Source organism: Corynebacterium tuberculostearicum (assembly GCF_032821615.1).
GTDB lineage: Bacteria > Actinomycetota > Actinomycetes > Mycobacteriales > Mycobacteriaceae > Corynebacterium > Corynebacterium tuberculostearicum_H.
Window position 1 is genome coordinate 95,840 of sequence record NZ_JAVBIF010000006.1, and the last position, 17,649, is coordinate 113,488.

15 protein-coding genes and 1 pseudogene are annotated in these 17,649 nt (G+C 60.1%); 13 read left to right on the top strand and 3 right to left on the bottom strand.

The features are described from left to right. The 6 genes and pseudogenes from RAE09_RS06550 (at position 1) to RAE09_RS06570 (ending at position 4,593) form a co-directional block, all read left to right on the top strand. Positions 1-1,428: a DNA primase family protein gene (locus tag RAE09_RS06550; protein ID WP_316981268.1), complete on the top strand. Its 1,428-nt coding sequence runs from the start codon at positions 1-3 to the stop codon at positions 1,426-1,428. A 319-nt stretch (positions 1,429-1,747) separates the two neighbouring features. Then, positions 1,748-2,188, top strand: a complete 441-nt coding sequence (locus RAE09_RS06555) for a hypothetical protein (protein WP_316981269.1) — start codon at positions 1,748-1,750, stop codon at positions 2,186-2,188. 13 nt (positions 2,189-2,201) lie between these two features. Then, positions 2,202-2,930: a hypothetical protein gene (locus tag RAE09_RS06560; RefSeq protein ID WP_316981270.1), complete on the top strand. Its 729-nt coding sequence runs from the start codon at positions 2,202-2,204 to the stop codon at positions 2,928-2,930. 13 nt (positions 2,931-2,943) lie between these two features. Next, positions 2,944-3,468 carry a hypothetical protein gene (locus tag RAE09_RS06565; protein WP_005329994.1) on the top strand — a complete coding sequence of 175 codons (525 nt, stop codon included), beginning with the start codon at positions 2,944-2,946 and terminating at the stop codon, positions 3,466-3,468. A 141-nt stretch (positions 3,469-3,609) separates the two neighbouring features. Beyond that, positions 3,610-3,759: pseudogene (locus tag RAE09_RS11935) on the top strand (WhiB family transcriptional regulator); the annotation flags it as partial. A 342-nt stretch (positions 3,760-4,101) separates the two neighbouring features. Continuing rightward, positions 4,102-4,593 (top strand): hypothetical protein, encoded by a 492-nt coding sequence (locus RAE09_RS06570; RefSeq protein WP_316981271.1) that lies wholly within the window; start codon positions 4,102-4,104, stop codon positions 4,591-4,593. Positions 4,594-4,818: 225 nt separating this feature from the next. On the opposite strand, the gene RAE09_RS06575 is transcribed toward RAE09_RS06570, so the two are convergent. Both RAE09_RS06575 and RAE09_RS06580 read right to left on the bottom strand, forming a co-directional pair. Continuing rightward, positions 4,819-5,373, bottom strand: coding sequence for a TetR/AcrR family transcriptional regulator (locus RAE09_RS06575; RefSeq protein WP_005325753.1), 555 nt, complete (start codon positions 5,371-5,373; stop codon positions 4,819-4,821). Then, positions 5,339-6,850 (bottom strand): MFS transporter, encoded by a 1,512-nt coding sequence (locus tag RAE09_RS06580; protein ID WP_316981272.1) that lies wholly within the window; start codon positions 6,848-6,850, stop codon positions 5,339-5,341. The genes RAE09_RS06575 and RAE09_RS06580 overlap by 35 nt, the downstream gene beginning before the upstream one ends. Before the next feature lie 172 nt (positions 6,851-7,022). On the opposite strand from RAE09_RS06580, the gene RAE09_RS06585 reads away from it, so the two are divergent. The 3 genes from RAE09_RS06585 (at position 7,023) to RAE09_RS06595 (ending at position 11,177) form a co-directional block, all read left to right on the top strand. Then, entirely contained in the window at positions 7,023-8,768 is a 1,746-nt protein-coding gene (locus tag RAE09_RS06585) for a pyruvate dehydrogenase (protein WP_239235996.1), read from the top strand. Between the two features lie 186 nt (positions 8,769-8,954). Beyond that, positions 8,955-9,659 carry a response regulator transcription factor gene (locus tag RAE09_RS06590; protein ID WP_150850895.1) on the top strand — a complete coding sequence of 235 codons (705 nt, stop codon included), beginning with the start codon at positions 8,955-8,957 and terminating at the stop codon, positions 9,657-9,659. A 12-nt stretch (positions 9,660-9,671) separates the two neighbouring features. Beyond that, on the top strand, positions 9,672-11,177 hold the full coding sequence (locus RAE09_RS06595; RefSeq protein ID WP_316981283.1) for a sensor histidine kinase: 1,506 nt from the start codon (positions 9,672-9,674) through the stop codon (positions 11,175-11,177). Here the strand turns inward: RAE09_RS06595 and RAE09_RS06600 are convergent. Beyond that, complete coding sequence (locus RAE09_RS06600; protein WP_200435762.1) at positions 11,174-11,602, bottom strand: HIT family protein; 429 nt, start codon at positions 11,600-11,602, stop codon at positions 11,174-11,176. The two genes, RAE09_RS06595 and RAE09_RS06600, sit on opposite strands and share 4 nt — an antisense overlap. A gap of 35 nt (positions 11,603-11,637) precedes the next feature. Between RAE09_RS06600 and purD the strand changes: the two genes are divergently transcribed. The 4 genes from purD (at position 11,638) to RAE09_RS06620 (ending at position 17,617) form a co-directional block, all read left to right on the top strand. Beyond that, positions 11,638-12,912, top strand: a complete 1,275-nt coding sequence (gene purD / locus RAE09_RS06605; RefSeq protein WP_316981273.1) for a phosphoribosylamine--glycine ligase — start codon at positions 11,638-11,640, stop codon at positions 12,910-12,912. 41 nt (positions 12,913-12,953) lie between these two features. Then, a complete protein-coding gene (gene purB, locus RAE09_RS06610) occupies positions 12,954-14,384 on the top strand; it encodes an adenylosuccinate lyase (protein ID WP_005325782.1) in 1,431 nt (476 codons plus the stop codon). A gap of 176 nt (positions 14,385-14,560) precedes the next feature. Continuing rightward, on the top strand, positions 14,561-15,454 hold the full coding sequence (locus RAE09_RS06615) for a phosphoribosylaminoimidazolesuccinocarboxamide synthase (protein ID WP_316981274.1): 894 nt from the start codon (positions 14,561-14,563) through the stop codon (positions 15,452-15,454). A 39-nt stretch (positions 15,455-15,493) separates the two neighbouring features. Beyond that, positions 15,494-17,617, top strand: a complete 2,124-nt coding sequence (locus RAE09_RS06620; protein WP_316981275.1) for a S9 family peptidase — start codon at positions 15,494-15,496, stop codon at positions 17,615-17,617. The last annotated feature ends 32 nt before the right edge of the window (positions 17,618-17,649 follow it).

The following is a 17,649-nucleotide window of genomic DNA, read 5'->3' on the forward strand; positions in this document are numbered from 1 at the left end:
ATGGCCGAAGAACCTGAGTTCTACCCGCCGATTTCCAACGCCATGCTTGTGGCGAAAAAGCTGGTGGGTGACGTATTCAGTACGGAGGGGAATCGTAACACCGTGTACTGGCGTGGACAGTGGTGGCGATTCAACGGCACCCACTGGGAACAGGAAGAAAACGAGCTAGAAATCAAACGCCCCATCTGGACACGCCTAGGTGAAGTCATGTTATCCAAGCCCAAAGGCGAGGAGCCCTGGTCGCCCACAACAGCTAGTGTCTCGAATCTCATGGAGCCGCTAAAGATTGCTCTCATGCTCAAAGACAAAAAGGATGCGCCATTCTGGATTGAGCAGAACCACACCATGAACCCGCATGACCTTATCGTTCTGCGAAATGGTGTGCTCGACTTCCGCACCGGTAACTTCATTCAGGGCAACCACATGGAGCTTTTTAATACCTGGTCGCTTCCTTTTTCCTACGATGCCACCGCCACATGCCCAACCTTTGAAAAGTTTCTAGACGATACTTTTGCCCACGACCCTGCAGGGCGCGCAGCAATCCAAGAGTTCGCAGGATACGCCATTAGCGGACGTACAGACCTGCAAAAGGCGCTGGTGCTAGTAGGGCCACCGGGCGGTGGTAAAGGAACTTTAAGCCGCACTATTCAACAGCTGGTAGGGATAGAAAACGTAGTCTCCCCATCCTTAACGAAACTAGGCAGCGAGTTTGGACTATCGGACTTAATCGGCAAACCCCTAGCAGTCATTGAAGACGCACGTAGCGACTACAGCCACACCAGCGGAACCACCGTTGAACGCCTGCTCTCCATCATCGGAGAAGATGCGGTGTCCATTAATCGAAAGAATCAGTCCTACTGGAATGGCACCCTACCCACCCGCTTCATGTTGGTAGCAAATGAAGTCCCCCGATTCCCAGACGCATCCGGTGCGATGATTCGGCGATTCGTCGCCGTGAAGCTGAGTAAGTCCGTACCAGAAGAGGAGAGGGACGAAAAGCTAGGAGTGAAGCTCAAAGCGGAACTACCCGGCATCTTTAACTGGGTATTGGCTGGACTGAAACGACTGGAACAGCAACACCACTTCACGGAGCCGGAAACGATGGCTGATATTCAATCCATGATGAGCGACCTCAACAGCCCCGTGGCGAACTTCCTGGACGAAGAACCCACCTACAGGGTTACAGGCAACCCAAGTGATTATGTAGAGCTAAAGGCGGTTCATGCGGCGTACAAGAGCTGGTGTGAAGAAGTAGGGCGCTCGAACATGAACCAGCAAAACCTTGCCCAACAATTAGATTCAGTCTCGCCCGATATTGAGGTTAAGAACACTAAGCCGGATGCGTACACCAAAAAGGGCCGGTATGTGTTTGGTGTCAAAAGCATTCCCCTTGCCCTAGCTAAAGAATCTCACCAGCAAAGTGCCTAGGAACATGTTCCGAGTGTTCCAACAGGTCACACCCTATCTTTAGCGTGTTCCAACCGTGTTCCGGAACAAACTAATAATCAACGCCGGAACACAGGAACACACAATCTATGTTCTGGAACAAACCGCATAACGTCGTGACCAGCAAGAACACCAAGAACATGTTCCAACCAACTTCAGAGCGACAAAATTCGTCTGGACGTAATTACAGAGCTTGCAAACGGTTTTAGGTGAGGGGCTAAGCATCCTCCAGACCGCGCCAAAAGAGTCGATACAACTAAGAAATCTGCTGACAGATCACAAAAAAGGGAGCTAGATAAACGTGAGCAGTATTGACTACCGAGCAGTCCGTGAATTGTACGACCAAGGCCGAGGCCGAAACGCAATCGCCAAAGAACTGGGCGTAACCACCTACCAAGTAGACCGAGTCTGCCAAGAGCTAGGAATCACGTGGGAGGGAAGCGTACCCACTACGGCTGTGCGAGTACGTTCCTGCCGGGCTGCTAATGAGCGGGATGAGGTTGCCGCGAAGTTCCGCCAACTCGCCCGCCGTGAGCTGGATAAGGCACTGAGCGCTGAGGGGGAAGATGCGGACGTTCGTCGCCACGTCACAGCGGCTGCTATCGCCATTCAACGCGACCTAGAGATTGTCGCGCATGTTGCTGAGCACAAAGAGCACAATGACCGTTCCCCCGCTGAGCGTGAGCAGGAAGCACAGCTAAACGACCAGCTAAACACCCTTGAATCTTTGGCTTATTTCTAGGAGACCCAAACCAATGACCACATTCAACTTCAACAACATAACGCCTCAGCTCACGTTCCTAAGCGCTGAGATGGACAAGGCAATCACGTGGTTCGCCAAGAACCCTGACTACTCAGACGAGGGCAAGCGCAACCACCTGAAGCGAGTAGCTGACCAGCACGGCTACACCGCCGCAATCAGCAAGCTACGAAAGGCCGCAGCCGCCCTCCCAGAAGCCGTAGCCAAGGAACAGGCCGGGGAGTACGCCAAGGTCTACCCACGGGCCAAAGATTCCACCGAGGCATTAGCTGCAGAAATGGCAACACAGCGTTACTTGCAGCGTGAAGACCTTACTAAGACGGACGGAGACAACAACAACCTTGCAGCCCTTCAAGCGGTGTTTAAGGAGATGGGGCCGTCTCCAGCCCGAACCATGCTGTTCGAGGAGATGCAGGCCCGTGGGATTACCAATGCGGAATTAATGCGAGGGTGTGAAGCTGAGGAAAACCCGGCGCTGAGGAACGCACAGCACACCGCTAACGCCGCTGAAACCACCGCCCGCCTTGTCAATGAGCAGCTGGACGATCTGGAAACCTCCCTGCAGAACCCGCGCATGAGCACTGCAGGCGACACCATGAAGCTAGACCAGATTAAGAACTATCTCGTGAACTACTTCAGCGACGATATGGAGACGGACAGCCATATCACCTTTGAAAAGCTACGCCCGGCACCTGCTTTCAATACCCCTGCCCCAACGGAATAGGAGACAAGAGACTATGCGCACCATCGAGCAGTTAGAGGCCATTCTTAAGGCCCTCCGTGAGCAGTTGGCTGAGCTGCAGAACGATAGGAATAGTGGGGCTGAGGTGCCCGACTGGAAAGAGGCACTAGCCCGCCGTGAGCTAGATAAGTACACCGCCGAGCTGGAAGCACGCCGTAAGGAAAAGGCAGCGGTAGATAAGTCTAAGGCTGAGGCCGCTAAGCGCCACACCGCCCAACAGGACGCTGTTATGGAAGCGGTGGAGGAAGCGTACACCGTACTGGAGGAGGCCACCGCTAAGGCCGCTGAGGCTCACGAGGAGGCCATTAAGGGCCTGCCTGCCTACCGTGAGGCCCGCGCCGTTGAGGTGGAGGCATATCGCAACCTACGCGGCCTCGTAGAGCAGCTAGACGAACCGGAACGCGATGAGGACGGCCACATCGTGACAGACCGCGCCCCGTTCTACATGCACAATGGCAACGTGATGCAAAAGGGCTCCATCACGCCCGGTCGATATGGTCGTGACCTAGACCGGATCTAACTCCCGTAACCCTAAAAGGCCCGCCGTTTCGTTTGTACTCTTTTCCGAAATGGCGGGCTTTTTCATGCCAAAAGTAACAGTGACTTAAACGTCTTGACCTGCACTAACTAACCGCCACGGCATTTTTAATACAACATTGGGGTGACAGCCCCAACACTGACTAACGCGCCTTGCATTAACACCCGAAACCGCGCTTTCATCGACCCGGACAACGTTCCCCAACGGTCGATTAACGCCGCTATCCGTATGTGCGAGCACTGCCCAATGCGCAAAGAATGCGCACGTGTTGCGCTAGAAGCAGGCAGCATGTTGACGGGGGAGAAACTTCCAGCGGACGGGGTAATCATGGCCGGGGTAGTCACACGCGGGAAAAGCACCGTTCACGAGCTGGAGTTAATAGCCGGGATAGCAGCCCCGGCCTATGAGGGCCGCGCTAGAAAGCAGGGCAATGTTATCGGGAAGCCGTGCCTGAATTGTGGGCGCACCTTACATGGATGGACACGTACCCCGGAGGAGATTCCGCCCGGCATGGTCATGCACTACAGTCGCCAATTCTGTGTGCACTGCAGGACGGCATTAAAGGCGTATCTGGATTCCTTGCCTGAAGAGGAGCGCCGGGTTAGGCGCGGCCTAATGAAAGTGGTTGACCGTAAGCGCCACCACCACGGGCGGGAAGCCCATCTGAAGCGTCACCACTACATCAACCGCAAGCGCAAAGAAATTGCCGTTGAATTGGGCGTACCCGTTGACTACATAGTTCCCCTGAAAGACGCTGCAAAGTGTCTAGGGTTCACTAAGGGCAAGACGAAAAGCAGGGCGACTAAATCCGGGGCGCTCTGGAGGATGGACAGATCTCCCTACTGTAGGCAGGCGAACCTCCACGTCAATCTTGGGGCATTCGGTTATGAGTCTCCGCTAGTCCAAAAGCGTGAGGCGAAATCACGTGCTAAGGCCGCTGAGGAGCTTTGCGTACCCGTGGCTGAGGTAGTGAACGTGGAATACCTTTCGGAGATGCATGGCTTTACCGTTTCGGAGATGCTGACAAGGCTGCATGGCCGGGGCGTGGAAGTGGTCAATAAATGGGGCCGTCATTGGCTAGTTGAAGCGGAGGTTCCCCCGCTCTGATTTAAGCCCGGAGAGGTGGCTATCTATTGGCTATTTTGAAAAATTGTTCCCGTTTCCAAACTGTTCCATATAGTACTGTAACTGCAGGCAGAGGGGGTGAAGTGCCACAAAATGCAGGTTGCTACATTCCCTGAATTATTAGCACAAACTTGCCACTTGTATAGCGTAGGTTGCGAGTTCAAGTCTCGTCTCCAGCTCAAAAGGAGGCTGGGCCCCGGCGTGGGCCTAGCCTTCGGTGGTTTTTGAGGGGGCGTCGATAAGTCGAAAAAGCCGGTCGACCATGCGTTGGCGATTGGCAGGGGATAGCTTGCGCTGGTTGAGGTGATCGTGCACCCACAGGCCGGTACTAAGAAGCATGATCAGCAGATTATCCTCGTCCGTCTCGGCGGCGGAAGGATCGACCATCCAGCGCGCATCCACCTCGGCCCACTGGGCGGAAAAATCCGGGTGGGTCTGGGAATGTACACACATCAACAGCTTGATGAGCGGATCATTTTTGCCCATCGACAATACGAGCGCGCGGGAACGCTCGGCCCAGCTGAGCTCGCTTGCCGGGTGGCCGCCGGCCAGCTTCTCGAGTTCTGCTTCCCAGCGTGCGGCGCAAAATCCATGGCAGTCTACGAGCAGATCATGGCGGGTAGGGAAGTGATAAATGAGTCCGGACTTGGACATGCCGGTCGCCTGCGCCAGGGATTCGTAGGTCAAGCCAGAGACGTCCTCGGCAGCGATGATGTCGAGCGCAGCTTCAAGGGCTGCGGTCTTTTTGTTGAGTCGCGGCATAGGGATCTCCTGATTTCGGGTTATCGCGGAAACACCAGGCGGTTATCGCGGCTAGGAGCAAGGCGAAGCAAGCTAAGCCGCCAATGGTGGAAAGATAACCGGAATTGTAGGCGCTCGCGGCGGCCGCGTGGGAAACGGGGTGATGCAGCGCGTCGGTACCCAGTTCCGCGAGGTGAGGGGGAAGTTCGCGGGCCATGAGCAGCGGCATGAGGGTGCCGGTCAGTGCAATGGAGATCAGGGTGCCGAATTCATAGGAAACCGCCTCTACTCCGGAAGCCATGCCGGTGCGATGAAGGGGAGCGGCATTGATGATGGCGGTGGAGGACACGGACATGGCCAAGCCCGCGCCGAGGCCGGTGAGCACTAGGGCGGAGACGAGTAGGGGAAGCGTCTCGCCCCGGCTCACCACCACCAGGGCCATGCCGGCGGCCATGAGCAAGAATCCGCCGCTAATGAGTGGGAGGAACCCCACGCGATGCAAGGTGGCACCACCCAAGATGGAGGTAGGGATGGCAGAGAGCGCCATGGCGGAGATGATGAGGCCGGCGTGGAGGGGCGAGAGGGCGTCGACAAGCTGCAGCTTTTGGGTACTCAGCAGCTCCAGGCCGGCAAGGCCGAACATGGCACCGCCGGCCGTTAGGGCCCCGCCGCTGAAGATGCGGGAGCCAAAGATGTCGAAGGTCAGCAGGGGATCTGACAAGCGAGCCTGGCGGCGGCCAAAGGCGAGCGCGCCGCAGATGAAGACGATGCCTGCGGCGGCGCTGAGCGGCCAATTGTGTGCCAGGGATTTAATGGCCAGCACCAGGCTGGCGAGAGTGATAAGGGAATACAGGGACGAGGGGAAGTCCCAGTGTTTTAGGGGGTTCGGAGCGTTTGGCGGGGCAAGGAGCCAGGTCAGCACAATGGCCACGACCACAACCGGGACATTGAGCAAAAAGACCGAGCCCCACCAGAAATGCTCCAAAAAGAAGCCGCCCACGGTGGGGCCAGCCGCCGCGCCGATGACGGCGACAGAACCCCAGATGCCAATGGCCGTATTGCGCTCCACCTCATCGGGAAAGGTCAGGCGGATGAGCGCCAGGCTCGACGGCATCATGATGGCGGCGCCGCAGCCCAGGAAGGCGCGGCCTACAATCAGCGTCCAAGCGCTGGGGGAATAAGCGGCGAGCAGGGAAGCGCCGCCGAAGACGGCCAAGCCGATGAGGAACATCCGCCGGTGGCCGGTGCGATCGCCCAGCGTGCCGGCGCCAAGAAGGAGGCCGGAGAGCACCAACGCGTAGGCGTTGATAATCCAGAGTTGCTGGGTATCGGTGGTGTGCAATTGCTGCGATAGCTGCGGCAATGCGGTGTAGAGGATGGAATTATCCAGCCCAACCATGAGTAACCCCAGAGAGATGACGGCGCAGAAAGACCACCGCTGGGCGGCCGTGGAGGCCGCAGCGGCGTGGTCTTGTGCGCGGGGCGGGTGGATACTCATAGCGCAGTAAACAGTACCGAACGGTCGTTACAGTTTGCAGCCGAAGATAGGTTAGTATTGCCTTCCTCACAGCTAGGTGCAGTGTGTGAGTGTATAGGAGATGAGTGGACTTTCCTGCGGTCTAAGTAGCACAGTGGTATTAACACCAATTAAGAGTTAAGGATGATTTTTAATGGCACGTAACTATGCAGAACAGCTAGTTGACACCCTGGAAAAGCAGGGTGTCGAGCGCATTTATGGCCTCGTCGGTGACTCCCTGAACCCGATCGTGGATGCCGTTCGTCGCTCCTCCATCGAGTGGATTCACGTCCGCAACGAGGAAGCAGCAGCCTTCGCTGCCGAGGCAGACTCCCTGACCACCGGCAAGCTGGCTGTATGTGCTGCATCCTGCGGCCCGGGCAATACCCACCTGATTCAGGGCCTGTACGACGCCCACCGCAACGGCGCCAAGGTGCTGGCACTGGCTTCCCACATCCCATCTCGCCAGATCGGCTCCAAGTTCTTCCAGGAGACCCACCCAGAGGCAATCTTCCAGGAGTGCTCTGGCTACTGCGAGATGGTCAACTCCGCTGAGCAGGGCGGCGTTGTCCTGCACCACGCCATCCAGTCCAGCATGGCCGGCAATGGCGTATCCGTCCTCGTTATCCCGGGTGACGTTTCCATGCAGGACGCTGAGGATGACTCCTTCGTCGAGTCCAAGATCTCTGCTGGCCGCCCGGTCGTCTTCCCGGATCCGGCCGAGGCTGCTGCCCTGACCCAGGCCATCAACGAGGCTAAGTCCGTCACCCTCTTCGTTGGCGCCGGCGTCAAGGATGCCCGCGAGCAGGTGCTCAAGCTGGCCGAGAAGATCAAGGCTCCCATCGGCCACGCCCTGGGTGGCAAGATGTACATCCAGTACGAGAACCCGTTCGACGTAGGCATGAACGGCCTGCTGGGCTACGGTGCGGCACACGAGGCCACCCACGAGGCTGACCTGCTCATCCTGCTGGGTACCGACTTCCCGTACAACGACTTCCTGCCGGATGCCAACGTGGCACAGGTGGACATCAACGGCTCCCACATCGGCCGCCGCACCAAGATTTCCTACCCGGTCACCGGTGACGTAGCCGCCACCATCGAGAACATCTTGCCGCACGTGGATGAGAAGAAGGATCGCTCCTTCCTGGACAAGATGCTCAAGAAGCACTACGGCAAGCTGGAGCACGTCGTTGAGGCTTATACCTCCAACGTGGACAAGCACACCCCGATCCACCCGGAGTACGTTGCTGACCTCATTGACAAGAATGCCGATGAGGACGCCATCTTCACTGTCGATACCGGTATGTGCAACGTGTGGGGCGCTCGCTACATCACCGCTAACGGCAAGCGCGAGCAGATCGGCTCCTTCCGCCACGGCACCATGGCCAACGCCCTGCCACAGGCACTGGGTGCACAGGCCGCTAACCCGGGCCGCCAGGTCATCACCTTCTCTGGTGACGGCGGACTGTCCATGCTGATGGGTGAGCTGCTCACCGTGAAGCTGCACAACCTGCCTATCAAGATGTTTGTGTTCAACAACTCTTCCCTGGGCATGGTCAAGCTGGAGATGCTGGTGCAGGGTCTGCCGGAGCACGAGACCGACCACGATTCCGTCAACTTTGCCAAGATTGCAGAGGCTTCCGGCATCAAGCACTTCCGCATCGAGGATCCGAAGGACGCACCGGAGCAGATCAAGAAGGCGCTGGCTTATAACGGCCCGGCTCTTATCGACGTCGTTACTGACCCCAACGCCCTCTCCCTGCCACCGACGCTGACCATCGAGCAGCTCATGGGCTTCTCCAAGGCTGCAACCCGCACCGTTCTGGACGGTGGCGTTGGCCAGATGATCACCATGGCAAAGTCCAACCTGCGCAACATCCCGCGCCCGCAGGACTTCTAAATAGCGCTCTGCGCTAGCTGCCACGCCCTTCCTCACCTGGGGAGGGGCGTGGTTTTCTTTTGCGCCGAGCAGGCCGAGCATCCACGTTCACAGGATTCAGGCAGAAACTCTTCAGTAGGCTGGAAAGCAAGCGTGCCATGATGACGTGTTAGAAAATCACAACCTTTAAGGGAGTCTGAGGAGAACATGGAAGACACTAAACTCGCCAAGGTTCTTGTCGTCGATGACGAACCCAATATTGTGGAGCTGCTTACCGTATCGCTGAAGTTCCAGAACTTCGAGGTATTTAGCGCCAATTCCGGCAACGAGGCGCTGCGCATTGCCCGTGAGGTAAACCCAGATGCCTACATCCTGGACGTCATGATGCCGGGCATGGATGGCTTCGAGCTCCTGGGCAAGCTGCGCCAAGAAGGCCTGGACGGCCCGGTGCTCTACCTCACCGCTAAGGACGGTGTGGACCAGCGCATCCACGGCCTGACCATCGGTGCGGATGATTACGTGACGAAGCCATTTAGCCTGGAAGAAGTTATCACCCGCCTGCGCGTCATTATGCGCCGCGGCGGCGCGGCGGAAGAATCCACCAACGACGCCACCATGAGCTACGCGGATCTAACGCTCAATGATGACACCCATGAGGTCACCAAGGCCGGCGAGCTCATTGAGCTTTCTCCTACCGAGTTCAACCTCCTGCGCTACCTCATGCAAAACAAGGAAGTGGTGCTGTCCAAGTCCAAGATTCTGGACAACGTGTGGCACTACGATTTCGGCGGCGATGGCAACGTGGTCGAGTCCTATATCTCCTACCTGCGCCGCAAGATTGATACCGGCGAGACTCAGCTGATCCACACCGTGCGCGGCGTGGGTTATGTGCTGCGCACCCCGCGCTCCTAAAGTGCTTAAGTGATGGAAGATTCACAGGAGACCCAGGACCAGGCGCCTGCGCCGGCGGCGGCGCGCCCGCAGTCCATGTGGCATGAGGGCCTGGGGCAAGGCGAAGGGGAGGGAAATTCCTCCAAGCGGCGGATGTTCTCCCAGATTCCACAGGCCATGCCGCTGCGGACGTGGCTGGTCATTCTCCTCGTCGTGGTCTCCGGGCTCGGCATTACGGGCTCGTCCTTTGCGGTGAATTCCATCATGCGCAACGTGCTCTTCAATAACGTCGATGATGAGCTGCGCTCCGCGTCGACCACATGGGGGCGCGATATCAGCAATGACTTTTTCATCGGCGATCACACCAAGCGCCCACCTACCGAATACGTGGTGCTGAACTACCTGCCCGATGGCACCATCCGCTACTCGGGACCATCCTCGACTACCCCGAATGCGGAAAATATCCCGCTCGGCGGCTACCCCACCACCGTGGGTTCCATCGAGAACAACACCAAGTGGCGCGCGCTCGCCTTCGCGGATTCCAACGGCGTCATCACGGTCATTGCCAAGGATATGACCCACGAGAAGGAAATCCTGCACGGCCTAGCCATGGTCCAAGTGACCATTGCCGCCATCGCCTTGGCCGCCATTGCGGCCGTAGGTTTCTGGTTTATCCGCAGGGCGTTGCGGCCGCTGCGGGTGGTGGAAAAGACGGCGTCGGAAATCGCGGCAGGCGACCTAGACAAGCGCGTTCCCAAATGGCCGCTGCACACCGAGGTGGGCCAGTTGGCCGCCGCGCTCAATATCATGCTGGGGCAGCTGCAGCGCTCCGTCGTGCGCGCGCAGGAGAAAGAGGAGCAGATGCGTCGCTTCGTTGGCGATGCCTCGCATGAGCTGCGCACGCCGCTGACCAGCCTGCGCGGCTACACCGAGCTCTATCGCTCCGGCGCCACCAAGGACGTGGATCTGGTCTTTTCCAAGATCGATGATGAGTCCAAGCGCATGTCCCTGCTGGTGGAGGACCTGTTGGCCCTTACCCGCGCCGAGGGTACGCGCCTAGACCTGCACCCCGTAGACCTGTTAGAGCTGGCCCTGTCTGTGGGCTCGTCCGCGCGTGCGGCCTTCCCCGGCCGCGAGATTAAGGTGGCCAATGACGCCAAGTCCATCCCGGTGGTCAATGGCGATGCCAGCCGCCTGCACCAGGTGCTGCTCAACCTGGTGACCAACGGCATCCGCCACGGCGGCGATGAGGCCACGGTGACGCTGCGCCTGCGCCGCGAGGCCAATGATGTGCTGATCGATGTCATCGATGATGGCAAAGGCATGTCCAAAGAGGACGCGGCGCATATCTTCGAACGCTTCTACCGTGCGGATACCTCGCGCACCCGCGATACCGGCGGCTCCGGCTTGGGCTTGGCCATCGTCCACTCCCTAGTGGAGCAGCACGATGGCAGCATTAGCGTCGACTCCGAGCTCGGCCGCGGCACCACCTTTACGGTTCGCCTGCCCGCGCTTGCCGACGCCCCTTCTGAGCCCTAGTCCTCCCTGAAGCCTTCCTCGTTGGTACCCAGGTGCTGACGGATGCGGGCGGCCGCCTCATCCATCGCAGCATCGTCTGTGTTATCGGCGTCGAAGGCCTTGGCAAAGTCATACTCTTCCATCTTCTCGGTGGGGAAGAGGTGAATATGGGTGTGCGGGACATCGAATCCGGCGATGATGTAGCCGGTGCGCGGGGTATCAAACGCGGTCTTGATAGCGCCGCCGATTTCCAGGGCGACCTCGTTGAGGTGGGCCCAGGTCTGTGGATCCAGGTCGGTCCACTTATCTACTTCCTCGATGGGCACGACCAAGGTGTGGCCGTAGCGCAGCGGCTCGATGGAGAGGAAAGCCACGCAGGTCTCATCGCGGTAGACAAAGCGAGCGGGTAGTTCACCATTAATGATCTTTGTAAATACAGAAGCCATGTGTGCCAGGCTACCCGCTGGTTATGATGGTGGGCATGCGCATTCTCGTAATTGGTTCGGGCGGCCGTGAACACGCCCTTGTCAAGGGCCTGTCCGCCGACCCCAAGAGCACCGAAATCCACGCCGCGCCGGGCAGCGCGGCCATGTCCGCTCTCGCTACCGTCCACCCGGATTACTCCCAGGTAGATGACGCTGATCGCATGGTGGAGCTCGCCCAGAGCATCGCCGCGGACCTCGTTGTCATCGGCCCTGAGGTTCCCCTCGTTGCCGGCGTGGCCGATGCCCTGCGCGCGGCCGGCATCGCGGTCTTTGGCCCCAGCAAGGAGGCAGCCCAGATCGAGGGATCTAAGGCTTTTGCCAAGGACGTCATGGAGTCCGCCGGCGTCAAAACCGCCCGCGCGGAGCAGCTGCGCCCGGGCGCCACCGAGGACGACATTGAAGCCGCCCTCGACCGCTTTGGCCCGCAGTTCGTGGTCAAAGACGACGGCTTGGCCGGCGGCAAGGGCGTCGTGGTCACCCCAGACCGCACCGCCGCCCGCGCCCACGTCGATGCCGTCCTCGCGGCCGGCAACCCGGTGCTGCTGGAATCCTTCCTCGACGGCCCCGAAGTCTCTCTCTTCTGCTTAGTCGATGGCGAGACCGTTGTCCCGCTGCTCCCAGCCCAGGACCACAAGCGCGCCTATGACAACGACGAGGGCCCCAATACCGGTGGCATGGGCGCCTACACCCCGCTGCCGTGGCTGCCGGAGGACGGCGTGCAGCGCATCGTGGACGAGGTCTGCACCCCTGTGGCCAAGGAGATGGCGCGCCGCGGCACCCCTTATTCCGGTCTGCTCTACGCTGGCCTGGCCTGGGGCGAAGAAGGCCCGGCCGTCGTCGAGTTCAACTGCCGTTTCGGCGATCCGGAGACCCAGGCAGTGCTCTCCCTGCTCAAGTCCCCGCTGGCTGAGGCCCTCCACGCCACGGCCACCGGCACCCTCTCCGAGCTCCCGCCGCTGGAATGGGAGGATGGCTTCGCCGTCATCATCGTCATGGCGGCCGAGGGCTACCCGGCTTCCCCGCGCAAGGGCGATGCCATTTCCGGCGCCGCCTTGGACGATCCGCAGCGCGTCCTCCATGCCGGCACCGTGCATACCGACGGCGCCTACCGCACCGCGGGCGGCCGCGTGCTCAGCGTGCTGGGCAAGGGTGCCACGCTTGCCGACGCCCGCGCAGACGCCTACGCCACCGTCGACGACATCGAGTTTGCGGGTGGCTTTGTGCGCCGGGACATCGGCAAGCGAGCAGAAGACGGTGAGATTTCTCTCTAACCCTTCACCCCGCGGCGGGGCAGACATGGAATAATAGCCACGTGGCTGAAAAGAAGAAGATTTCCAACGTCCTGTCCTCCCGCTATGCCTCCGCGGAGCTGTCCAATATCTGGAGCCCGGAGCATAAAATCATCTTGGAGCGCAAGCTCTGGATTGCGGTCATGCGCGCCCAGAAGGATCTGGGCGTAGACATCCCCGCAAAGGCCATCGATGCCTACGAGGCCGTGGTAGAGGACGTGAACCTCGAGTCCATCGCGGAGCGCGAGCGCGTCACTCGCCACGATGTGAAGGCCCGCATCGAAGAATTCAATGCGCTGGCCGGCTACGAGCACATCCACAAGGGCATGACCAGCCGTGATCTCACCGAGAACGTGGAACAGCTGCAAATCCACACCTCGTTGGAGATCATCCGCGATAAGGCCATTGCCGTGGTCTCCCGCATCGGCCGTCATGCCGCCGAGTACCAGTCTCTGGTTATGGCCGGCCGCTCCCATAACGTGGCCGCGCAGGCCACCACCCTGGGCAAGCGCTTTGCTACGGCCGGCGATGAGATGCTGCTGGCCATCGAACGTGTCGAAGACCTTCTCGCGCGCTACCCGCTGCGCGGCATCAAGGGGCCGATGGGCACCTCCCAAGACATGCTGGATCTCATGGGCGGCTCCGAAGACAAACTTGCCTCCCTGGAGACCGCCATCGCGGATTACCTGGGCTTCCACCGCATCTTCAACTCCGTGGGCCAGGTCTACCCACGCTCCCTCGACTTCGACGCCATCTCCGCCCTAGTAGAGCTCGGCGCCGCCCCGTCCTCGTTGGCCACCACCATCCGCCTGATGGCCGGTAACGAGACTGTCACCGAAGGCTTCAAGGAAGGCCAGGTGGGCTCTTCTGCTATGCCGCACAAGATGAACGCCCGCTCCTGCGAGCGCGTTGGCGGCCTGCAGGTCATCCTCCGCGGCTACCTCACCATGGCCGCAGACCTGGCCGGCCAGCAGTGGAACGAAGGCGATGTCTTTTGCTCCGTCGTCCGCCGCGTCGCGCTTCCCGACGCCTTCTTCGCCCTCGACGGCCAATTCGAAACCTTCCTCACCGTCCTCGACGAGTTCGGCGCCTTCCCCGCCATGATTGACCGCGAATTGGAGCGCTACCTGCCCTTCCTGGCTACCACCCGAATCCTCATGGCGGCCGTGCGCGCCGGTGTGGGCCGCGAGACCGCCCACGAGGTCATCAAGGAAAACGCCGTGGCCGTCGCACTCAATATGCGCGAAAATGGCGGCGAGCAGGACCTAGTCCAACGCCTCGCCGCCGATGACCGCCTGCCCATGGACGAGTCCGACCTCGAGGCCGCCCTGGCCGATAAGCATGCCTTCATCGGCGCCGCCGAGTCCCAGGTCAGCCAGGTCCTCAACCGCATCAACGCACTGGTAGGCGAGCACCCCAAGGCCGCGGCCTATACCCCGGGCGAGATCCTTTAAAACGAGCCGCGCAGGGCGCCTTTCTATCGCGGTGCGCCCTACCTGTCGCAGGGCGCCCCTGTCGCATTTCGCCCCACTTTTCGCATTTCGATCAAATAAGCCCCGAATTCCACGCGGATTTCGGGGCTTATTTGATCGAAACGTGCTCGCTACCCCTGGGCGCTAGAATGAAGGTCATGCGACCTGAGCTTTCTTCTTATACCCATCTTGCCTCCGGCAAGGTCCGCGATATCTACGATGTAGACGAGAACACCCTGTTGATGGTGGTTTCGGACCGCATCTCGGCCTACGACCACGCCCTCGAACCGGCCATCCCAGACAAGGGCCGCGTGCTGACCGCAACCTCGAAGTTCTTCTTCGACTCCATCGATTTCCCCAACCACCTGGCCGGCCCGCTCGATGATGAGCGCATCCCCGCCGAGTGCCTCGGCCGCGCGATGGTGGTCAAGAAGCTGGATATGCTGCCCTTCGAGTGCGTCGCCCGCGGCTTCCTCACCGGTTCCGGCCTGAAGGAGTACAAAGCCAACGGCACCGTCTGCGGTATCGAGCTGCCGGAGGGCCTGGTTGAGGCTTCCCGCCTGCCCGAGCCCATCTTCACCCCGGCCACCAAAGCAGAACAGGGCGAGCACGATGAGAACGTCTCCTTCGACTACGTGGTGGACAAGCTGGGCGCAGAGCGCGCCGAAGAGCTGCGCGCGGCCACCCTCCGCATCTACTCCGAGGCCGCCGCGCTCGCGGAGGAGAAGGGCATTATCCTCGCCGATACCAAGTTTGAGTTCGGCCTAGACCAAGACGGCACCCTCGTGCTGGCCGATGAGGTCCTTACCCCAGATTCCTCCCGCTACTGGCCGGCCGATTCCTACGTGGAGGGCGAGGTCCAGCCGTCCTTCGACAAGCAATACGTGCGCAATTGGCTGACTTCCGACGCCTCCGGATGGGATCAAGCCGCTGACGGCACCCCGCCCCAGCTTCCCGACGACGTCGTTTCCGCCACCCGCCAGCGCTACATCGAGGCCTATGAGCGGCTTTCCGGCGAGCGCTTCGCGGACTTCCTCTCGCCCGAGGCCTAGCTCTCGCTCTACGGGGCGCCACGCGTACAGTGGGGCGGCATGAGCAACGAGAATCTTTCCGCCCCCGTGGCCGCCGTCCACCCCGTGACCCGTTCCTTCCACGGACGTGAGTTCGTGGATAACTACGAGTGGCTGCGCGATAAGGAATCCCAGGAAACCCTGGATTACCTCAACGCAGAAAATGATTACACCAAGGCGAAGACCGCGCACTTGGATGAGATGACGGAAAATATCTTCCAGGAGATTAAGTCCCGCATCAAGCAAACCGATATGTCCGTGCCTTCTCGCCGCGGCGATTACTGGTACTACGGCCGCACCGAGGAGGGCAAGAGCTACGGCTACTCTTGCCGTCTCCCGGTAGAGGAGGGCGCCGATCCATGGACGGCCCCGGTTATCCCAGAGGAAGGCACCCCGGAAGGCGAGGAGATTATCCTCGACGCCAACGCGCTGGCGGAGGGCAAGGACTTCTTCGCCCTCGGCGCCGCCTCCATCTCTGATTCCGGCCGCTACCTGGCCTATTCCGTGGACTTCGCCGGCGACGAGCGCTTCGAGCTTTACATTAAGGACTTGGACACCGGCGCGCTTCTCGACGACCACCTCAAGGGCATCTTCTACGGCGCCACCTGGGCCGGCGACGGCTATATCTTTTACACGACCGTCGACGAGGCATGGCGCCCTGACGCCATCTGGCGCCATAAGGTAGGTACCGCGCAGTCCGAAGACGTGCAGGTGTTCAAGGAAGAAGACGAGCACTTCAACGTCGGCATCGGCAGCGCTCGCTCCGATAAATACCTCTTCCTTGGCGTGAGCTCGAAGGTGACCTCTGAGGTGTGGGTCCTCGAAGAAGACAACCCAGAGGGTGAATTCCGCCTGCTGTGGGAGCGCGAATCTGGCGTGGACTACGACGTCGACCACGCCGTCGTTAAGGGCGAGGATTACTGGATCGTCACCCACAACGCCACCGGCCCCAACTTCGAGGTCGGCTATACCAAGGCCGAGGATGAGCTGCCCACCTTGCGCGAGCTGCCGGCGCTCTTGCCGCACGAGGAGACCACCCGCATCGAGGGCGTGGATACCTACCGCGATCAGATTGTGGTGGGCTACCGCCGCGGCGGCATCGGCCGCGCCGCCATCATGCGCGTGAGCGACGGCTTTAGCGAATTCGAAGAGCTCAACTTCAATGAAGAACTCTTCACCGTGTCCGTCTCCGGCAACCCCGAGTGGGACGCACCGGTGCTGCGCGTGAGCTACGTGTCTTTCACCCAGCCCTCCCAGCTCTTTGATTACCGCGTGGATACCGGCGAATTTACCCTGCTCAAGGAGCAGGAGGTTCCCGGCGGTTATAACCCGGATGACTACGTGGCCTACCGCCTGTGGACCACGGCTGCCGACGGCACCGATATCCCCGTTTCCATTGTCCACCGCGCGGATCTCGACCGCACCCAGCCGAACCCGACCCTGCTCTACGGCTACGGCTCTTACGAGGTCAGCGTCGATCCGGCATTCTCCGTTACTCGCCTGTCCCTCATGGACCGCGGCATGATCTTCGCCGTGGCCCATGTCCGCGGTGGCGGCGAGATGGGCCGCACCTGGTACGACGACGGAAAGATGCTCAAGAAGAAGAACACTTTCACCGATTTCATCGATGTCGCCGATGACCTCATCGCCCGCGGCGTGACCACCGCTGACCAGATGGTGGCCGAGGGCGGCTCGGCCGGTGGCATGCTCATGGGCGCGATTGCCAATATGGCCCCGGATCGTTTCACCGCCATCCAGGCCGTCGTGCCGTTCGTGGACCCTCTGACCTCTATCCTCATGCCGGAGCTTCCACTCACGGTGCCTGAATGGGAAGAGTGGGGAGACCCGTACCACGATCCAGAGGTCTATGACTACATGAAATCCTACTCGCCGTACGAAAACATCGAAGCCAAGGACTACCCGGACATTCTGGCTATCACCTCGCTCAATGACACCCGCGTGCTCTATGTTGAGCCGGCCAAGTGGATTGCCCAGCTGCGAACGACGGCCACCGGCGGCGAGTTCTTGCTCAAGACCGAAATGGCCGCAGGCCATGGCGGCGTGTCCGGGCGCTATGAAAAGTGGCGCCAGAATGCCTTCGAGTACGCGTGGACCATCAACAAGGCCACTGGCTTGGAGAAGTAAAACCCGGATAGGGGGCCAACGCGCGAATCCTG

What these genes read in the sequence shown, in the direction of transcription:
- RAE09_RS06550 (WP_316981268.1), top strand. Translation starts at nt 1, where the DNA reads ATGGCCGAAGAACCTGAGTTCTACCCGCCGATTTCCAACGCCATGCTT.
- RAE09_RS06570 (WP_316981271.1), top strand. Translation starts at nt 4,102, where the DNA reads ATGAAAGTGGTTGACCGTAAGCGCCACCACCACGGGCGGGAAGCCCAT.
- RAE09_RS06600 (WP_200435762.1), bottom strand. Translation starts at nt 11,602, where the DNA reads ATGGCTTCTGTATTTACAAAGATCATTAATGGTGAACTACCCGCTCGC.
- RAE09_RS06595 (WP_316981283.1), top strand. Translation starts at nt 9,672, where the DNA reads ATGGAAGATTCACAGGAGACCCAGGACCAGGCGCCTGCGCCGGCGGCG.
- RAE09_RS06560 (WP_316981270.1), top strand. Translation starts at nt 2,202, where the DNA reads ATGACCACATTCAACTTCAACAACATAACGCCTCAGCTCACGTTCCTA.
- RAE09_RS06580 (WP_316981272.1), bottom strand. Translation starts at nt 6,850, where the DNA reads ATGAGTATCCACCCGCCCCGCGCACAAGACCACGCCGCTGCGGCCTCC.
- RAE09_RS06585 (WP_239235996.1), top strand. Translation starts at nt 7,023, where the DNA reads ATGGCACGTAACTATGCAGAACAGCTAGTTGACACCCTGGAAAAGCAG.
- RAE09_RS06590 (WP_150850895.1), top strand. Translation starts at nt 8,955, where the DNA reads ATGGAAGACACTAAACTCGCCAAGGTTCTTGTCGTCGATGACGAACCC.
- RAE09_RS06620 (WP_316981275.1), top strand. Translation starts at nt 15,494, where the DNA reads ATGAGCAACGAGAATCTTTCCGCCCCCGTGGCCGCCGTCCACCCCGTG.
- RAE09_RS06615 (WP_316981274.1), top strand. Translation starts at nt 14,561, where the DNA reads ATGCGACCTGAGCTTTCTTCTTATACCCATCTTGCCTCCGGCAAGGTC.
- purD (WP_316981273.1), top strand. Translation starts at nt 11,638, where the DNA reads ATGCGCATTCTCGTAATTGGTTCGGGCGGCCGTGAACACGCCCTTGTC.
- RAE09_RS06565 (WP_005329994.1), top strand. Translation starts at nt 2,944, where the DNA reads ATGCGCACCATCGAGCAGTTAGAGGCCATTCTTAAGGCCCTCCGTGAG.
- RAE09_RS06575 (WP_005325753.1), bottom strand. Translation starts at nt 5,373, where the DNA reads ATGCCGCGACTCAACAAAAAGACCGCAGCCCTTGAAGCTGCGCTCGAC.